Annotated in this window: 18 protein-coding genes; 14 read left to right on the forward strand and 4 right to left on the reverse strand. The window is 56.8% G+C overall.

The genetic code is table 11. The annotated features are described in order from the left end of the window. Positions 1-10: 10 nt before the first annotated feature. Positions 11-1,024, reverse strand: a complete 1,014-nt coding sequence (locus tag RN02_RS02945) for a hypothetical protein (RefSeq protein ID WP_010794288.1) — start codon at positions 1,022-1,024, stop codon at positions 11-13. A gap of 1,184 nt (positions 1,025-2,208) precedes the next feature. Then, positions 2,209-2,535 (reverse strand): hypothetical protein, encoded by a 327-nt coding sequence (locus tag RN02_RS32025; RefSeq protein ID WP_010792885.1) that lies wholly within the window; start codon positions 2,533-2,535, stop codon positions 2,209-2,211. 448 nt (positions 2,536-2,983) lie between these two features. Here RN02_RS32025 and RN02_RS02955 point away from each other — a divergent pair, with 448 nt between their 5' ends. From RN02_RS02955 to RN02_RS02975, 5 genes are read left to right on the forward strand one after another with little or no spacing between them, the layout of a single operon-like run. Then, entirely contained in the window at positions 2,984-3,715 is a 732-nt protein-coding gene (locus RN02_RS02955) for a hypothetical protein (protein WP_010792884.1), read from the forward strand. After that, positions 3,697-5,067 carry a hypothetical protein gene (locus RN02_RS02960; protein WP_010792883.1) on the forward strand — a complete coding sequence of 457 codons (1,371 nt, stop codon included), beginning with the start codon at positions 3,697-3,699 and terminating at the stop codon, positions 5,065-5,067. Before RN02_RS02955 ends, RN02_RS02960 begins: the two co-directional genes overlap by 19 nt. Further along, a complete protein-coding gene (locus tag RN02_RS02965) occupies positions 5,060-5,377 on the forward strand; it encodes a hypothetical protein (RefSeq protein WP_010792882.1) in 318 nt (105 codons plus the stop codon). Before RN02_RS02960 ends, RN02_RS02965 begins: the two co-directional genes overlap by 8 nt. After that, positions 5,370-5,945: a hypothetical protein gene (locus RN02_RS33090; RefSeq protein WP_019438444.1), complete on the forward strand. Its 576-nt coding sequence runs from the start codon at positions 5,370-5,372 to the stop codon at positions 5,943-5,945. The genes RN02_RS02965 and RN02_RS33090 overlap by 8 nt, the downstream gene beginning before the upstream one ends. Before the next feature lie 13 nt (positions 5,946-5,958). Further along, positions 5,959-7,191, forward strand: a complete 1,233-nt coding sequence (locus tag RN02_RS02975) for a hypothetical protein (RefSeq protein ID WP_010792881.1) — start codon at positions 5,959-5,961, stop codon at positions 7,189-7,191. 53 nt (positions 7,192-7,244) lie between these two features. On the opposite strand, the gene RN02_RS02980 is transcribed toward RN02_RS02975, so the two are convergent. Beyond that, the gene (locus RN02_RS02980) at positions 7,245-8,585 is read right to left on the reverse strand and encodes a GGDEF domain-containing protein (protein WP_236695143.1); all 1,341 of its coding nucleotides are present in this window, start codon (positions 8,583-8,585) and stop codon (positions 7,245-7,247) included. 402 nt (positions 8,586-8,987) lie between these two features. On the opposite strand from RN02_RS02980, the gene RN02_RS02985 reads away from it, so the two are divergent. Further along, on the forward strand, positions 8,988-10,103 hold the full coding sequence (locus RN02_RS02985) for a hypothetical protein (protein ID WP_010792879.1): 1,116 nt from the start codon (positions 8,988-8,990) through the stop codon (positions 10,101-10,103). On the opposite strand, the gene RN02_RS02990 is transcribed toward RN02_RS02985, so the two are convergent. After that, positions 10,073-10,882 (reverse strand): hypothetical protein, encoded by an 810-nt coding sequence (locus RN02_RS02990; protein WP_019438440.1) that lies wholly within the window; start codon positions 10,880-10,882, stop codon positions 10,073-10,075. The genes RN02_RS02985 and RN02_RS02990 overlap by 31 nt on opposite strands. Before the next feature lie 112 nt (positions 10,883-10,994). Here RN02_RS02990 and RN02_RS02995 point away from each other — a divergent pair, with 112 nt between their 5' ends. The 8 genes from RN02_RS02995 (at position 10,995) to RN02_RS03030 (ending at position 15,361) form a co-directional block, all read left to right on the forward strand. Then, entirely contained in the window at positions 10,995-11,507 is a 513-nt protein-coding gene (locus RN02_RS02995; RefSeq protein ID WP_010792877.1) for a hypothetical protein, read from the forward strand. 116 nt (positions 11,508-11,623) lie between these two features. Next, on the forward strand, positions 11,624-12,403 hold the full coding sequence (locus RN02_RS03000) for a hypothetical protein (RefSeq protein ID WP_177331041.1): 780 nt from the start codon (positions 11,624-11,626) through the stop codon (positions 12,401-12,403). Positions 12,404-12,504: 101 nt separating this feature from the next. Next, on the forward strand, positions 12,505-12,807 hold the full coding sequence (locus RN02_RS03005) for a DUF7740 domain-containing protein (protein WP_010792875.1): 303 nt from the start codon (positions 12,505-12,507) through the stop codon (positions 12,805-12,807). Between the two features lie 31 nt (positions 12,808-12,838). Then, positions 12,839-13,306 carry a Lar family restriction alleviation protein gene (locus tag RN02_RS03010; protein WP_021018571.1) on the forward strand — a complete coding sequence of 156 codons (468 nt, stop codon included), beginning with the start codon at positions 12,839-12,841 and terminating at the stop codon, positions 13,304-13,306. Further along, entirely contained in the window at positions 13,296-13,877 is a 582-nt protein-coding gene (locus RN02_RS03015; RefSeq protein ID WP_021018570.1) for a hypothetical protein, read from the forward strand. Before RN02_RS03010 ends, RN02_RS03015 begins: the two co-directional genes overlap by 11 nt. An 18-nt stretch (positions 13,878-13,895) precedes the next feature. After that, positions 13,896-14,351: a hypothetical protein gene (locus RN02_RS03020; RefSeq protein ID WP_021018569.1), complete on the forward strand. Its 456-nt coding sequence runs from the start codon at positions 13,896-13,898 to the stop codon at positions 14,349-14,351. Positions 14,352-14,467: 116 nt separating this feature from the next. Then, a complete protein-coding gene (locus RN02_RS03025) occupies positions 14,468-14,830 on the forward strand; it encodes a hypothetical protein (RefSeq protein WP_043313012.1) in 363 nt (120 codons plus the stop codon). Between the two features lie 156 nt (positions 14,831-14,986). Further along, on the forward strand, positions 14,987-15,361 hold the full coding sequence (locus tag RN02_RS03030; RefSeq protein WP_021018567.1) for a hypothetical protein: 375 nt from the start codon (positions 14,987-14,989) through the stop codon (positions 15,359-15,361). Positions 15,362-15,365 lie beyond the last annotated feature (4 nt).

Consider the following 15,365-nt stretch of genomic DNA (forward strand, 5'->3'; position numbering starts at 1 on the left):
CCCCTCATGGTCAAAGCAACGCTTGAAAAAGGCCGCGTAGTGCGAGCCATTCATCCATAGACGCTGCGATAGTTTTTTGTTGCCTAAGGATGCTGCCTGAATGCTTACCCAGGTAGCAGTGAGAGATGACATCACTCGTGATCCACTGCGTCGGCGGCCTCCTCTTCTGACGCCCTATTGCTTCAGCTACCTCACCAGGTGTCGGGTTTCGACCCAACTCTTTAGCCAAGCTCGCTTTCATCTCCGCGCGGAGCATGCTCCGCTTGAACTCTTCGATCGGCTCAGTTTTCCGGGCCCCAGTGACCCGATTAAAAATTCTGACCACCCTGAAGATCGGCTGCGATGGGCCCAGCGGATCACTTTGATCGACATCCTGGCGGCAGATGATCGACCTATATCGTACAGGTTGCCTGGCCTGGTTGAACTCGATTAAGGCCTCCTGAAGTTCTGAGTCGACCAACTCGAAACGGCCAATCAAGGTTTCAAGCTTCATTGGAGCGCTGCCCCCCAGCCGTTCAATCGCACCAACCCAAGCGCTGATCACCGAGCCAAAGCGAACGACGTCGATGTCTAGAGGCATTCCCAACGTATGCGCCCATCGACTCACACGTTCTGAAAAGTGGAGAAGGTCACCCAGGTCGTTGAGAAATTCAGTGGTAAGCCGTTTCCCCAGGAGCGAAGTTAGCAGATCGATTACGTCAGGCTCGGCATCAGGAAGGATGGCCTTTCGGTAGCTCTGCAGTCGCCCCTCAATCCGCTCGTTGCACTTAAGGTAGAGCCGGAGAGAGCCAGACGATTTTCGGGAGGCTCTCCATTTCCAGAATGTGGAGATGGTTCTCCCGTCTTGCTCAATTGGAAAACGTGAAAGAGCGATTTCAAGCTGCATGAGCTTTTCGGTAGCAGACCGGGCTGCGGTACGCAGGGAATTGAGGAGCGCCAGAAATGTCTCTGACCGGCGCCTTACCGAGTGCTCGTACTCATCAACATACCCTTTAGCCAGGGCATCACGGATTTCCTTCTTCAAAAGTCACCCTACTGAATGTTTTCTGTAATTTTCGGAAATTCTGGGCATTTTCTTCTCCCCTTATTCGCCTCTAATCGGCCTTAACCGGCGCAACCATCCTTTTCCCGCCCTAGAACTCCCCCATATCGCCCCGTAAGGCCCATTTCACGCCCTTTTACGCCCGGAATCCGATCTAAATTCCGTTGCCGCAATGAGTCTGAAAATCACCCATAAATGCCCTTAGCCGTCCTTTCTAGGCATCTCCAGGCAAACACCGGCCCTTAAATCCCTTATCCCGCCCCATTACGACATTTATGGCCCCACACGAACGCCTTCGAGAGCCAGAATTTCGCAAAATGACCTCTTCAGTAGGTTTTTTGGGTAAATTAGGCAAGCAATTCACCATTGAAACGGCAGGACGCGGGCCGACTGCGTTCCCCTATTTTTGGTTAAAACCCCGTCTAATGTAATAGTACGGATTTCTTAGGATTTTGCTTCTTCAAGGCACTTGCCCAATTTCCCCAATATGGAACGACTCTCCACCGTCCAGGCTGCTAACCACCTCCACATTTCTCGGCCCACCATGCGGAAACTGCGCAACACCGTTCTCCCTCCTGACGAGGTGTCAGGCAGTGGCAGGCCCTATTGGTACCGAAGCACGCTCGATAACTACCGAGCTGGCTTAGATACGCAGAAAGCCATTGCCCTATACATCACGTGCGTTGTTGACGGGATTGGACTTGGCGGTGACGTGACAACCATGCCGCTATTGAAAGACGTCCACTTAAGGGAGTACCGGCCAGCATCTGGAACCAGGACAGAGCAGTTGATCGAGGTCCTCAATGAGATCCAGAGGGTTAAACCAGCCGCGGTGGTCCTCCCATTTCAGCGGGTGCTGACTCCCCCCGCCGCGGTGGTCACTGATCTGTGTTACGACCTCGGGATTGCCGTCGTACTGCAAGGGAAGGCCTGATGCCGCTTACGGGCGCACGCAGTGGGCTACTTCGTGTAGCCCATTGAGGATGGCCAAGGTCTTGATGCCAAGGCGAGCGCTGGCACGATGGCTTGTTCGGTTAACCGGCGCAGAAGGATTGCTGCCTGCCCTGCTGAGCAGCCTGGTAAGGGGGACGTTCTTGTGGACTTGGCGCTGTCATCAGGGTAGCGCCCAAGCTCCCCTCTATATAGGAAGCAGACCAAGGGCTCACTCAGTGCTTAGTGCTGCCGTTAAAACCCAGTTTCGTACCAGCATCAATTGGCCGCGCACCGCAGTAGATGTTGCGAAGGGCACCAACCAGGTGCTCTCCCCCGCCAGCTCTTTCATTCAGATAAGCAACAATGAGGTCGAGATCTGCTGCATGGGTGTGGTCCATCCAGACCACCTCTGCGCACACGTCGCCATTGTCCTGATAGACCAGAGCGATTATTGACGGGACACCGTCCACGCTTTCCACCAACCAACCCCTCACTCTCTGCGCGCCGAAGGCGTGATGCCCCGCTACAGCCTTCATTGCATCGCTGTGTACACCGATCATCAGTTTTGTACTCCCATTTACACATTCCCGACCTTAACGACGATCGGTGCAATTTCCAGCCAGCAGCTAAAACCAACGTGTCACGCGCTGACGGTTTTCAGGCGCCAAAACCCTGATGAATACTGGCGTTGCGCCATACCATGGCTTTGACCCAGCCCACACAAACTAGGCGCGCATGTCACCAAATCGGCCTCGGACCCGCCTATTTCGCGGGATTTCAGCCACCTTTTTTGGGTTGCCTGTCCTTTTCTTGCCCCATAAAATCGCCGCGAACTACCAGCGGACAATCTGCGGATGGCCACTGGAGTTGGTGCAGTGACAGCTGAAAAAGCTGCACTCACTGTTTGAGGGGGGGGCCAATTGGCAATCAGCCGATTGGAGATTGTTGCGGTGTCGGCTTCCGACACCGCGACGCTTAGGACCGGCTGTTCTTGCCGGAGGAGGGGCCATGCGCTCACAGCGCAATAATTGGCTGACGGGATTGTCACGCGAGGAGTTCGCGCAGCTCGATCCGTGGGAAGTCGTCTGCCATCCCGAGTCAAGACCACAGTGGATCGCTGAGGTTCGTTCAAAGCTGCGCGTCAGCCTGACGGACGACGAGATCCTGTCCATCCTGCAGATCGGGCTCTACAAGGCCGTCGCTTCCGCGATCGAGCTTTATCAAGATGTCGAGCCTCATCAACGTGCTGCCCATATCATCGGCGCGGCTCTCAACTACATACGTTGGGACGGACGCGGGGATGTGCTTGCTGAAGTTCCTGGCAGCTCGGCTATCAATATGGGTGACCTAGTAACCGAACTTGGTCCTCGCTCCCATTCTCTGCAGTCCGACTACATGCTCGCATCTGCACAGTTTTCTGAGGCGTTGGAATACGCACCTCAATTTCTGGCTGATGGGGTCCTTCTACCGGACGAGACGGGCCAAACCTGCCACCAATACATCGAACAGATCCGCCACCTTCTTTCTGCCCGAGAGCACCACATCCTGCGGCTGGCTGTTATTGAGAATCAGGAGTCCGGCGCGATTGCTGAGATCCTGAAGATCTCAAGAAAGCAGACATGGAAGGTACGTCGCGGCCTGAAGCGAAAGCTAGCTGAGATAGCCAGTGAGGCTGGCGCCTCGAAGGAGTTCATCCGAGCGGTTTCGACAGGAGCAGCCGAATGCAGCGCCAGTCAATAACCGAATTCCTCCATGAAAAGGTGTATCCCGAAATAGATGCAGTCTCGGCAGGCTTGCTCGACCACCTGAAGCCGACAAAGCTTCAGACCTCAGGGACATACCGGATGCTCTGCCCGGCCTGCGGAATGCATGAGGCCTTCCATCATCCTGGAACCCACTTGATCCATTGTCCGCGTAAGAAGAACTGTGGCGAGTCGACGTCGCTGTGGGACGTGATGGAGAAATCGGGCTACTCGAGGAAGGAGATCGTAGAGCGCCTATGCGAACTGGCCCGAGTTGACCCCCCTTCGAACAAAAATCCTGAAGGTCGTATCAATGGCTCCCCTGCCCCCCTCTCCCCAGGGCGCGCCATTATCCAAGCGACCCAAATCCTGGCCCGCAAGTATCCGGACCTTCTTCAGCAGCTGCAGACGGATCGTGGTTACAACGATGAGCAGATGGCGACGATGCGACTTGGCGTCTATTCGTCCCCCGAAGAGGTTCTGGCTTTACTCGAGGAGCGCGGTATCTCCCGGGAAGTAGCCATCGCCAAGGGATACATCTTGGTCGAGGAGAACAACCCTTCGAAGTACCGGCGAACGATGAACAATCGTGTCATCGGTTACTGGCCGCATCCTGATGGGGACGTTCGTCTCTGGGGACGCCTGCCTTCCGGCAAAGGCGATCGATGGAACAAGAAGTATATGTTCGCCGACTCGCTCAAGAAGGACACCCCGTATCTGTTCAGCATGAGGAAGCCCGGTCCCCTAATTGCTGTTGAGGGTACTTTCGATGGCTGGTCGATCCAGTTCATGGGGTTCTGGGGTACCGCTATTGGGCAGGCTTCCATCAATGCTGGTCAGGCGGCCTTCCTCGCAGGTGAAGGTGTCACCGAGGTGGCACATATGGTGGACGGCGACATCGCGGGTTATGAAGGCGGAATCGTCTCGATCAGAAACTGCGAACCTGCTGGCATCGTCACAGCCATCGTCCCGCTTGGCCAAGGCATGGATGACCCTGATGCACTCCGAAAAGCTGGACGCACCGCCGAGTTCGAGAAGCTCATTGCCTCCAGGATGAACGCAGGCGAGTTCCTGGCTCGCATGTGCCACACCTATGCATCGGAATCTCCCCCGAACATTTCCGGCATTCGAAAGATCCACGCGATCGTTCCCATGCTTACCCCAGTTTCAACAAAGCACTGGAAGGACTGGAGCCAAACCTTAGGAGTCAGTGAGCCTAAGGACGTCGCCTCGGTGCGCCTCCTCTCCTCACTGGTCGATGGTGGCTTTGATCTCGACGAGGCTCTTGCCTTGGTCCTCAAACGCACAGGCTTCCGCATCACGCTCACACAGGAAACCGTCAATGGCTGAAGGAAAAGCAAGCAGCCCTGTTCGTCAGATCCTCACGTTGATCCTCTCGGTCACGCTGGTCCTTTACATCGGCAAGATCTACCTCCGTACGCCGGAGTATCGACACATCGAGGTCTGCTACCTGCCCCACAAGGCTGCCCATCTCTTCTGGGTTGATGTGTGGGGCGCTTTGGTGCCTGACGACACCGCCTCATATCTCAAGCACTCACGCGACCTTGAGGAATTCTTCAACTCCTGCGTCCAGCGCACTGCGCACTGGACCTGGCTCCGGTCTTTTGGCCCAAGCAACCAAGGTGACAACAATGGCTGATGAACGCAGCAATGAAGCTCTACACCCGACCAAAGAGGTTCGGATCACTGGCGAACGATCTGCAACCCTGGTGGGCATGGCAATCCAAGCCTCCCGCGTTGATACCACGATCCTCCAGATGAAAATGGCCGGCTCACCTGAGACTCGGCGCCGAGCAAATGAGGCTGCGGACCGATTCGAGCGCGCCTTGAACGCGTTCGATGCCGAAATGCGAGAGGTGAACAAAGACCTGAACCTCAACCGGAACGGCGGCGGGCAGTCCGCTCGATCCGCGCAACAGTCTGGCCAATCGAAGCAAGCCCCTAAACCTGTCCTCCAGAAAGCGAAAAAGGGTGGAGAGCAACAAGCTCAAGCCCAGGGCACCGCCAAGGCAACTCAGACCGGTCAGCAGAAGCAAGGCAGCAACGCCAAACCTCAGGGTCAGCAACAGAAGACCGCCGCCGGCCAGAAACCTAATGGCAAACCTCAACAGCCAGCGGGCGCGGCTTCCAAGCCACAGAAACCTACTGCACCAGCGGTGAAGGAAGCTACTCCGGCTCCGGAAGCAGCCGCTGAAGCCCAGGCATAAGAAAGGAGGGATGATGAGCAGTCTCAGCAATTTAAAGGAGGCAACCCGGCTGCTGCCGGGTTGGGTACCTCCGTTCCTTTTGTCGTGCCTGGTAGTTGGTCTGTATGTACTGGCCGTGTTCACTTATAAGGACAGACCGAGTGATCTCGTAGAGACGGCAACGACGGCTGCCATCGTCCTCTCCATCGTGATTGCTTTCGCTTTCCTGGTGTCGGCGATTGTTAAAGCCGATCCCGGGAAGCTGGGGAAGTCGATGAGCGATGGTTTCGCTCGCGGCCTTCACTTCGTTTGGGCAACAGCATCAGCAGGACTGGCAACCTACGTAGGCGCAGCTGGCATTTACAGAGCGGTGACAGACAACCTGGGTTTCAGCATCTCTGCCCTCCTGGTTGCTGCCCTGCTGGGAGGCGCCTATTGGGCTACGTCCTCCAAGAAAGAGACCAAGCCAGAAACCACGGACCCGATTTCCGGGATGTCTAAAGCACTTGCTCTCCCTGAAACGTTCGCGCAGACGCCAGCCCAACGGCCGGCCTTTCAGGTGACAATGGCTGATACAACACGCTTGGCCATACACCAAGCCGCACGGATCATCGCTTACAAAGGCAGCAATTGCCTGATCGATGGCAGTTTCTACGCAGACCTCGATCTCAATGCCCGTACCGCCAAGATCTTCTCGGACATGAACCTGATTGCTACTGGCCAATTCATCAATTGGCGCATGCACATGCTTCTGATTGGTAGCGCAGCAGAACAGGTCATCCGCGGCACCGCAAGCGAAGCAGCCTTCGATGACCTGCAGTCGTTCGACGACCTTGCTTCGAAGTTCTTGATGTTGGGCGACGGCCGCCATGCGTTCTACAGGCCAGCAAATGATGCCGAAGCAACGCTGAAGGCTTCACGCCTGGCGATGATCCGCAAGAACGTATGGTCGCGTTGCATGGCTGCCGTTGAGATGAACAAAGAGGCCATTATCCAACTCGTACGCCTGATGCGTATTCAGCCTTGCCTCACCCATGGAGACATCAAACACCTGCTTGAGAAGGTCGAGATGCCGCTTGATTTCCCCATAGCGGAGTTCGATACCGACGAGATGATGGAGCGCGCGCTGCTCGGGCTCGTCCATGAGGCCGAACCTGTGGAAGAGGATGATCACTCCCAAACATCGTCCCTGGACGAACAACCGCCAAGCACCCGACCGGACAATGTGCGGGAGTTTCAGCCGCGCAACACCACACTCCAGGCCTGAAGACTGGAAACCAAAAGCCCCGCAGAGTGCGGGGCTTTCATTTTGCGGATAAGTTATCCAAGCAAGGCGATCTCAACACGATCTCGCCCACTCCGTTTCGCACTGTAGAGCGCTTCATCGGCGGCACGGTGCGCTTCCTTCACGCTTACATTCAGAATCGCAACACCGGCACTGAACGAGCAACTGAACGAGGTCCCATCTTCGGACTGGAACTGAATCGTGGTAAAGATGGACCGCAGCCGATCCACAACCATTTTCGCCTGGCTTGGATTGGCACCTACCATGACAATGCCGAATTCCTCTCCCCCAAGCCGCCCGACATAGTCATCAGTCCGCAGCGAATCGGTGAGCACCTCGGCCAGGCCAACCAGCACCCTATCCCCCACTGGATGGCCAAAGGTATCGTTGACCGACTTGAAATGATCGATGTCGATCAGAACCAACGAACTTGGCGGGCCTTCGGCAAGAACAGTCGCGGCGGACGCCATAAATTGGCCGTGATTCAGGAGGTTCGTCAGGGGGTCTCTTCTCATCCTGGACTCCAATCCCTTGGACCTGCTGATTATCGACTTCAACGCCTTGATGAAGGCTCCTCGCTTCAGAGGTTTCTGGACGAAGCCGTCCGCCCCTCGGGACAAGGCGAGCAGTTGCTTCTCGGCGTTGGACTCCCGGCTCAGGAAAATAATGGGAATGGTGGCGTCCCTGTCCTGCCTGATGATCGAGGCAACGACGTCCCCGTTCGCCTCCGGCATGTGGAAGTCAGTCACCAAAACATCAGGTCGGAATCGGGATAGAGCTTCCAGCACTTGGCTTGGATGCTGGATGTGCTCAACGATCAGGCCTTCCTCGGTGAGGAATTTCCGGGCGAGGTAGGCATCGGTCCTGGAGTCATCCAGAAGCAGCACCCGATACCCTTCGATCTCGATGTCACGATTTCGGCTCCGGAATAGGGAGCGCAAGTTGCGGATGTCATCATCGAGTCCCAGGATACGAACTTGTCCGAGCTCCGTGGCTGTCCGACGCTGCTCGAATGTCAGAGGGCAGGACTCCACGACAAGCACGACCAGGGCATCAGACTCAGAGGTCATCACGATCTTGGAGATGAAGGGGATGGCCTCTGGATCGTTGAGCACTCCGTCACCGACGATGAGCATACTGGAGCGGCGAATTCCGGCCTCATCTTCGGGGTTGAAGGGGATCTGGTGGCAGAGCGTGATGACCTTCGCCCCCATACCTTGGAGGCCACGAGCTAACTCTTGCGCCCTGACCCCAAAGCCAGGGACGAATAGCGCCACCGGCCCTGACGTTTCAGCGGCTGCGTCATTCACTCGCCGGCTTGCGGATTGAAGCTCTTCCATCATGCGATCGACCTCAGAAAATACGGCCTCAGTCAACGAGGGCGCCTTACGGATTGCGGTGAGGACGTCTTGTACTCCAGTGACATAGCTGCCATCGACGTCTCTCAGAATGTGGGTTGCGGAAGCTAGGAGTTGGATAAACGCATCGCGGTGACGAAGGCTTGGCCTCGGCCGCACTTGTACCCACCAGGTTGTTTGCAAAGCGTGGTTTACAGAACTGATCATTGGGGAGGATCTCCTCACCCTAATAGTGTCCTTTGGGTGCCCCTTTTCCGCTGCCCGCGAATTCGCGTGGGAAGGAATTTCCTCTGCTGACGAATCCCTACACCATCCCGGCGGTGCAGGTCGGAATCCGTCCTGAGGGCTGTTCAAGGTCAGAGACAGGTTCTGGCACAGCGCCCGTCCCTGGAATATGGAGGCTACATAGGAGACAACAGCATGTACCCAATCAACCGTGATGCACTGGTCTGCCCGATGCACCTTCGTACCGCCCGGCTGCGCCTCAAAGGGATGTGGAAGGATTCTGACGAAGCAACCAATGACGTAGTACGTGCCCTAGAGGCTGGCTGGTTTCTGATCCCAGCTGGACGTGAGGGTAACTACACCAAACGGCAGTTTGAGGCCTTTGATAAGTGCTTCGCCGCGGCCCCCTGGGTGAAGCAGATCCAACATGAGGCTGGAGATTTTGACGAGAGGTTGCGGGCCCGCCTCGGTGCCAGATTTGAACGTCTGTTTTCAGGTGGACGGAAGCTGACTTCTCCCCTCACCCAGGCACTTGCCCTCCCCCATCGGGTCGCGCGACTACCGCTGAGCTTCGAGGCCGGCGCATTCGGCCCCGAGCTTCTGGTTTCATGCCTTGAGGATACCCAGAAGGTGTGCCTGCGGATTCAAGACGAAATGCAAGGTCTTGAGCCGGATTGGGTCCTGGCTGAATCCGTAGATGTGGGCGCCCTTGTTGAACACCTGAACCGGGCTAAGTGCGTCCACCTCCTGATACCGATTCTGGTGGCTACCAGCCCCAGCTACCTCCCCAGGGAGCAACAAGGATGGCTTTGGCAGGTCCAGGTCGGGAATCTTACCGTTACCGAATATCTGGACAGGATCGCGAGACGAGACCAGGAACATACCGACCACGTTTGTGAGTCGTGGAGGAGGCGATTCGCACAAATTCGCACCCTAGCTTCGGTTCTGGAGAGCCTTCCGTCTTACCACCAGGCGACTATTACCCGGCGTCTCCAGTCGGCTGATTGGAGATTCAGGGCGAAACGTTGGCAGGGAAGCTTGGTAATTGATCTCGGTGACCTTCATGAGGTCGGTGCGAGGCACCAGCTGCGCGATGGTTTCGAGTTGGTGAACTTCGTTTTGGCCCTGGACCAGGCCCTCGAACGGGCGGAACCGTGCTGGGACTCGTATCACCGAGGCGAACACAGCGCATTTGCCCAAGTCGAGCGAATGAGGGAGGAGATGGCCCAGGAAGGCCCGCCGCGGGGCCTAGGAGACGTTTTCAGGTCGAACCAATCGTCTCAGCTGGAATCGCCGTTAAGGGCCCTATAGGCGGCCAAAGCCGCCATCATGACAAGGACCGCCGGCCCGATGATGTGCAGATGCTTAGCGATGAAGGTGACAACTCCCCACCGGATGGGACGTCGACGCGCATCATCAAGAGCGTTTTGAAGGCTACTGCAGCGATTCGCCAGCGTGCTGATCTCGTGGCACAGACCACGTACGTGGCTGTCTTGGTGCTTGAGATAGTCGGCCATTCCCAGTTCTTGAATGTTCTGTTTCCAGGTCTCGACAAGGATGAGGTCACCGGCGCGCACCGGTCGCGATCTACCGTTCTCATGCTTCCCATCGTAATAATCGAACTGGAGACCGATCTGCTCGTAGAACCGGTTTCTGCGCACGTGATTGGACTCGTATGCTTGGGCATCGCTCAACCTGATGGGGTTAACCTGTGCATCTGGAAATTGGTGCAGGAACTGCACCACTCGCCACATGAGATAGGTCCCCAAACGGTGCCCTTGGAGGGCATCAGGCGTTACCGTGATGAACCCACGGTTGAAGCCGTCGCTGGCTCCGATCGACACCGTGTTCATGCTCCTGTTCACACCTGCAGCCAGGCTCCCCTTACCAGTCAAGGCATGGCTGCTGCCTGAGGCTGTGTACTCGATTCGGAAACCTGCCTCGTGCGGGGTGATCACTTCAGTACAGGTCACGAAGACCTTTGCGACCTCACACTCCGGCGCATTTCTGCTGCCGATGACCAAGACAGTGGAACTGACTCGCGGGTGACGGCTGACTGCCGGCCATGAGTTGATTTCTTGCTCCAGCACGGGTGCATGGTTCCCTAGGTTGTGGGGGGAGATGGATCTACACAGAGGGTGATTCTGGCACGCAGAGACGCCATTGAGGATGTAGATGCCATAAACCACAAAGGCATCTCACATGGAAACAACCATCAACAACCTCAAAGCCATCTCTGCTGCCCGCATACGGCTGAAGGACCTGCACACTCACGAAGATGGTGAGGGCGAAAATCTGGCTTGGTCCTGCATCGTATTCCTCAAGGGGAAGCGGTTGGGGAGCGTTCAGGACCCGGGTGAAGAAAAGCCCCTGTCGATCGAGATCGACTCCATCCAGCAAGTGGCAATGGTAAAGACGTTGAAGGAGCACGGGTATCAGCTCAACCTCGAGGCTGCTTCTCGGATCGACGCCAGCGATACCCACGAATTCCTGGAGCAGGCTCTACCGCAAATGGCTGACGAGGTGGAGTGGTTCAACAAGGCGAAGCCGCTCTTGAAGTCCAACACCTTGTTCCGCATCCGAGGTGACGAGGAAGGAACGTTCCGTCTGATCCTCGCGTTGTACAACGAGAAGACGGAGCACGCCCTCCAATCGCGGTTCGGCGATCAGCTTGAGGCTGTCCTGAACAACCAGTTGAAGGGGATCACGCTGTAGTGTGGGCTGGGCGGGCCTCCAATACGATTGTTGGGCACCGAAGACCAGTATTGGCGACCCGCCTGGCCCAGATACTCGCAATGCCCGGCTTCTGGCACCCTCCGCCAGACATGAACATGGACTCCATCGACACAGACGCGGAGTACACCATGACGCAACAGCCCCACATCACGTATCCGATACCCGAACAGTGGTGCTTGGTGTTTGCAGACTATCCACTGGGTGAGCCCGCCATGGACGCAATCCAGGGGCCGCTCTTCTTCAGCAGCAAACGAGAAGCGCTGATCGAATACCTGAAGTACCTATCCCCACGACTGGAGCAGGAAGGTGGCCTAGGAGAGTTCCTGGATGCCTTGAGCGATCTGGGCATGGTGCCCAAAACCCTGGTCGCCGACACCAGCGGGGAGTTGCTCCGTCTTGCAGAGACGGCCGAACTGGAGATCCTGGAGGGAATCTGCGCCGGCTACGGCCAGGACAGGACGTCTGAAGGTCGAGAGGTAATTTTCCTGCTCGAGGCTGTTCCACCCGCAAGGCAACCCTCATTCCCACCGGTAACTGCTCCGCTCGCACAATACCTGGCCAACGATGACACCTCGGAAGATGGGCCCCGGGTTTACGCAACTTTTCATCCTCAAGCCTGGCAGAACGACAACGCGGTAGGCGTAGACCCTGGCCCTACGCAGATTGACGTGACGCCCGAGGTCCTTGCGATGGACCGGCCCTATGTATTGGCGATCATGGACAACACCCACGAGTCTGACGGTTTCATTCACGCTCGGCTCGCACCTGAGTGGGTACGCGACTGGCAAGGCCCCTTCTACATCGAGTGCAAGGAATCTATCGAGAAGTTCTTTGCCGGCACCGCAAGCGTGGATAACTCCACCGTGACTGGCTAACCCCGCGCCAGCTGTGGATTACAGCCCACCACTTTGGCTCTGAATGACACCGGTCCCCCGGTAGTATCCGGGGCTCCGGCCTTCCTATCGTGAGGAACCCTATGCGCCCATTAGACGTAATTCTCTGCCTCGCGTTGGCAGCCACTTACCATCGGACCGACGCTGCCGTCGTGGCAACGGCGAAGCGTTTACTCAAGCGAGTAGAGCGCCGGGACAGGCAATCGCTCTTTGATGTGATCAACCACAAGACGCCGTGCCGTTACATCATCCACCACTTGGTGAACCTTCCCGATGAGGTCATCTGTATGGATCTGCCGGCTGAGCGCGTAGCACCACACATCAAGCTGTCGATGGCCAAGGCTCAAGCAGCCAGTGCCATCCAGAAACCTTCACCTGCCGCCTAACATCGGAATCAACTCGCAAAAGGAGCGACGGATGAGCCAACAGAACGCTCGTTGCCCGTACTGCAAGACCATCAACTTGCTCGCCGAACAGAGTCTGGCGGGCCATTTCATCCAGTGCCAGTGCTGTGGAGCGCGCGGCCCAATCAAGGACTCCGAGGCAGAAGCCATTGCCGCCTGGAATGGGGTAGACGAATCGCGCTCAAGCTCCACCGGCGACCTGCAGGTGCTCGGCTTCCTCAGTACCGAGGCAGTGGAGGCACTCCTAACCGATGCCGATGTAGCTGTCACCTGTTTCAACAAAGCCAGGATGATCCCTACCGGCGCGATCGCCGTTGTCCGCTATGACCATGCTCAAGCGCAGGTTGAACTCGCAGAGGCTGGGCAGTCACTGCTGACGCTTCCACTTGAGGGAGAGCCTCAGTCTCCATCCAATACCTGGGCCTCGCCCTTGAGATCGACTAGCGTTGAGCATGAGGAAGCCCCCGCTTATGAGCCATGATGTGATTGATTGTGAGGATATTGGGATGCCACCGCGCTTTGTGGATGCGTGGGGCCAGCCCAGAAGGAGCGGGAACAAAGACGATAAAGTGATGGTGACGTTCCAGATGACGACTATCGAGGAGCGTCAGACGCTGTTCCCATCACCGCGCCTGGTCGACGAGCCCATGTCGATAAAAGACTTCTCGGACGTCCCCTGCTACGAGCTCCACGTAAACGGTGTTTTGAAGGGGTTAGCGACAATCGACCACTCGGTATCAATCGTGGAGCGCGAGTTGATCATCCAGGTCGAGTTAGTTGCTATTCATCTTGATCGCGAACTCCGAAAGCAAGGTTTTGGGCGGGCTTTTCTGGAGTGCATAGGTCGCGAGGCCGGCATCGAGGCCATGACTCACATTTGGCGCGAAAGGTCCGCCGCCACAGCAGATAGGTTTACTGTGAATTTATCGTCTGACCCTATTACTGAGGAGGGAGCGATCGCCACCGAAATACTCTTGGGGATTGTGGAGGATTTGATTCTTAATATCTGCGCCAATTGGACGATCCGTCCCCAGGTCCGAGATGACAGCTAGCCGAACATAAGAGGCCATATGGAATTTTTCGACGGGAAAGGAGATGGCGATTTCATTACGCTTCGGCTGATCGTTGATGGCCGTCCTTTCCAAGACACCTGTGGTATTCGCATCCTCGGTCTGCCAGAGGTTGACGCAGCGATACGGGAGCTTTGCGCCCATCTTCGCGTGCCCCCCGAAGCGGTGCAAACCCGGAGCCAGTTCATACTTGCAATGGAGCATTTCATGGCTTCGGATCTGCCAGAAGCCCAGAAGGTCGTCCTGGTGCAGCGTCTGACCCAAGCGATTTTCAAGCGCTCCGCCGAGCAACTGGCGGATTCAACCGACCTGGCTGGCATGGTTGGCCATCGCGTGATGGCAAGAGCTGCTGCCGGCGGGCGCGTCACCCTGGCTGAGTTCGAGCAGGTGGCGAGGTTGGAGAATCATCGCGATCAGGTAGCGGGCACTCCCTTGGCATCCCAGGCGCCAGCCTGACAACAGCTGGTGGCACAGGGCGGGGTTGGGAGAATGCGAGGCTCAAGAGCAAAAGCAGGCCTTTCAAGAACGAGGTGATTGGCTTGCTGTAACCACTACACTCCGGAGTAGCCTTCATGTTCGATCTCAACACCGCCGGTGCACGTCAGGCTCTGCGCATGCAGCAACCTGATGAGGAAATGGAAGTTCGTGTGCGATATCAAGGCCGAATCTTCGACATCACGTTCCTCCCTGACGAGGATGGCACCCAACCCACAGACCCCAACGATCACCCGGTAACCGACGAGCAGGCAAAAGGATGGCTGCGCGGAGAGTGGTGGTATCACCACATCATGGTTCACATCCGCAACCATGACGGCTCGGAGATCGGCGATGTGAAGGCCACCTGTGACAGCTACAACCTCCTGCCCAGCTTCGCCGAACCCTACGACATCATCGTTCGCCTCTGTGATGAGCTCCTGAAAGAACACCCCTTCTGATCTACCACAGCCTCCACAATCGTCCCCGAGATTCGGGGGTGGACACTTCGCTGTAACCCCTCCTGCCCCCTGATACCCTGCAGCAATTGAACCTCCTTCCTCGGCGCTGAATGGCGCCGGGGCTCCTGCAATCTGACCAGAAGGAGATTCCGAACGATGCTGAACCTCTACGACCCGGCCGCCCGCCAGGCGCTGCGCATGCCGCGTCAGGACCAGGAACATACTGTCGAACTCCGACATCGCGGCGAAGGCTGGTGGGTGGACTTCAAAGTCACCTTCATCCCCGAAGACCCGAAGCAATGCGTTCAGCCCGAAACATCGGGAACCAATACGTTGGTACAGCCCGCCGCGGGGGAAAACGTAGAGTGGTGGTACCACCGCATGGTCGTAACCTTCCTGAACCTAACGGAGGAGCCGAACGAGAGAGATCCACTCTCGATTATTCGACATGAACGACTGATTTCTTCCAATGATCACTACGACCTGGTGCTCGAGGACTGCCGGCAGCTGATGAAGGAAAACCCGTTCTAGGTTC

This window comes from Pseudomonas sp. PI1, assembly GCF_000812405.1.
Lineage (GTDB): Bacteria > Pseudomonadota > Gammaproteobacteria > Pseudomonadales > Pseudomonadaceae > Pseudomonas > Pseudomonas citronellolis.

Coding starts and splice junctions, on each gene's coding strand:
- RN02_RS02975 (WP_010792881.1), top strand. CDS start 5,959: ATGAGCAGTCTCAGCAATTTAAAGGAGGCAACCCGGCTGCTGCCGGGT.
- RN02_RS03025 (WP_043313012.1), top strand. CDS start 14,468: ATGTTCGATCTCAACACCGCCGGTGCACGTCAGGCTCTGCGCATGCAG.
- RN02_RS02995 (WP_010792877.1), top strand. CDS start 10,995: ATGGAAACAACCATCAACAACCTCAAAGCCATCTCTGCTGCCCGCATA.
- RN02_RS03005 (WP_010792875.1), top strand. CDS start 12,505: ATGCGCCCATTAGACGTAATTCTCTGCCTCGCGTTGGCAGCCACTTAC.
- RN02_RS33090 (WP_019438444.1), top strand. CDS start 5,370: ATGGCTGATGAACGCAGCAATGAAGCTCTACACCCGACCAAAGAGGTT.
- RN02_RS03010 (WP_021018571.1), top strand. CDS start 12,839: ATGAGCCAACAGAACGCTCGTTGCCCGTACTGCAAGACCATCAACTTG.
- RN02_RS02955 (WP_010792884.1), top strand. CDS start 2,984: ATGCGCTCACAGCGCAATAATTGGCTGACGGGATTGTCACGCGAGGAG.
- RN02_RS03015 (WP_021018570.1), top strand. CDS start 13,296: ATGAGCCATGATGTGATTGATTGTGAGGATATTGGGATGCCACCGCGC.
- RN02_RS03030 (WP_021018567.1), top strand. CDS start 14,987: ATGCTGAACCTCTACGACCCGGCCGCCCGCCAGGCGCTGCGCATGCCG.
- RN02_RS03000 (WP_177331041.1), top strand. CDS start 11,624: ATGGACTCCATCGACACAGACGCGGAGTACACCATGACGCAACAGCCC.
- RN02_RS02960 (WP_010792883.1), top strand. CDS start 3,697: ATGCAGCGCCAGTCAATAACCGAATTCCTCCATGAAAAGGTGTATCCC.
- RN02_RS32025 (WP_010792885.1), bottom strand. CDS start 2,535: ATGATCGGTGTACACAGCGATGCAATGAAGGCTGTAGCGGGGCATCAC.
- RN02_RS02965 (WP_010792882.1), top strand. CDS start 5,060: ATGGCTGAAGGAAAAGCAAGCAGCCCTGTTCGTCAGATCCTCACGTTG.
- RN02_RS03020 (WP_021018569.1), top strand. CDS start 13,896: ATGGAATTTTTCGACGGGAAAGGAGATGGCGATTTCATTACGCTTCGG.
- RN02_RS02985 (WP_010792879.1), top strand. CDS start 8,988: ATGTACCCAATCAACCGTGATGCACTGGTCTGCCCGATGCACCTTCGT.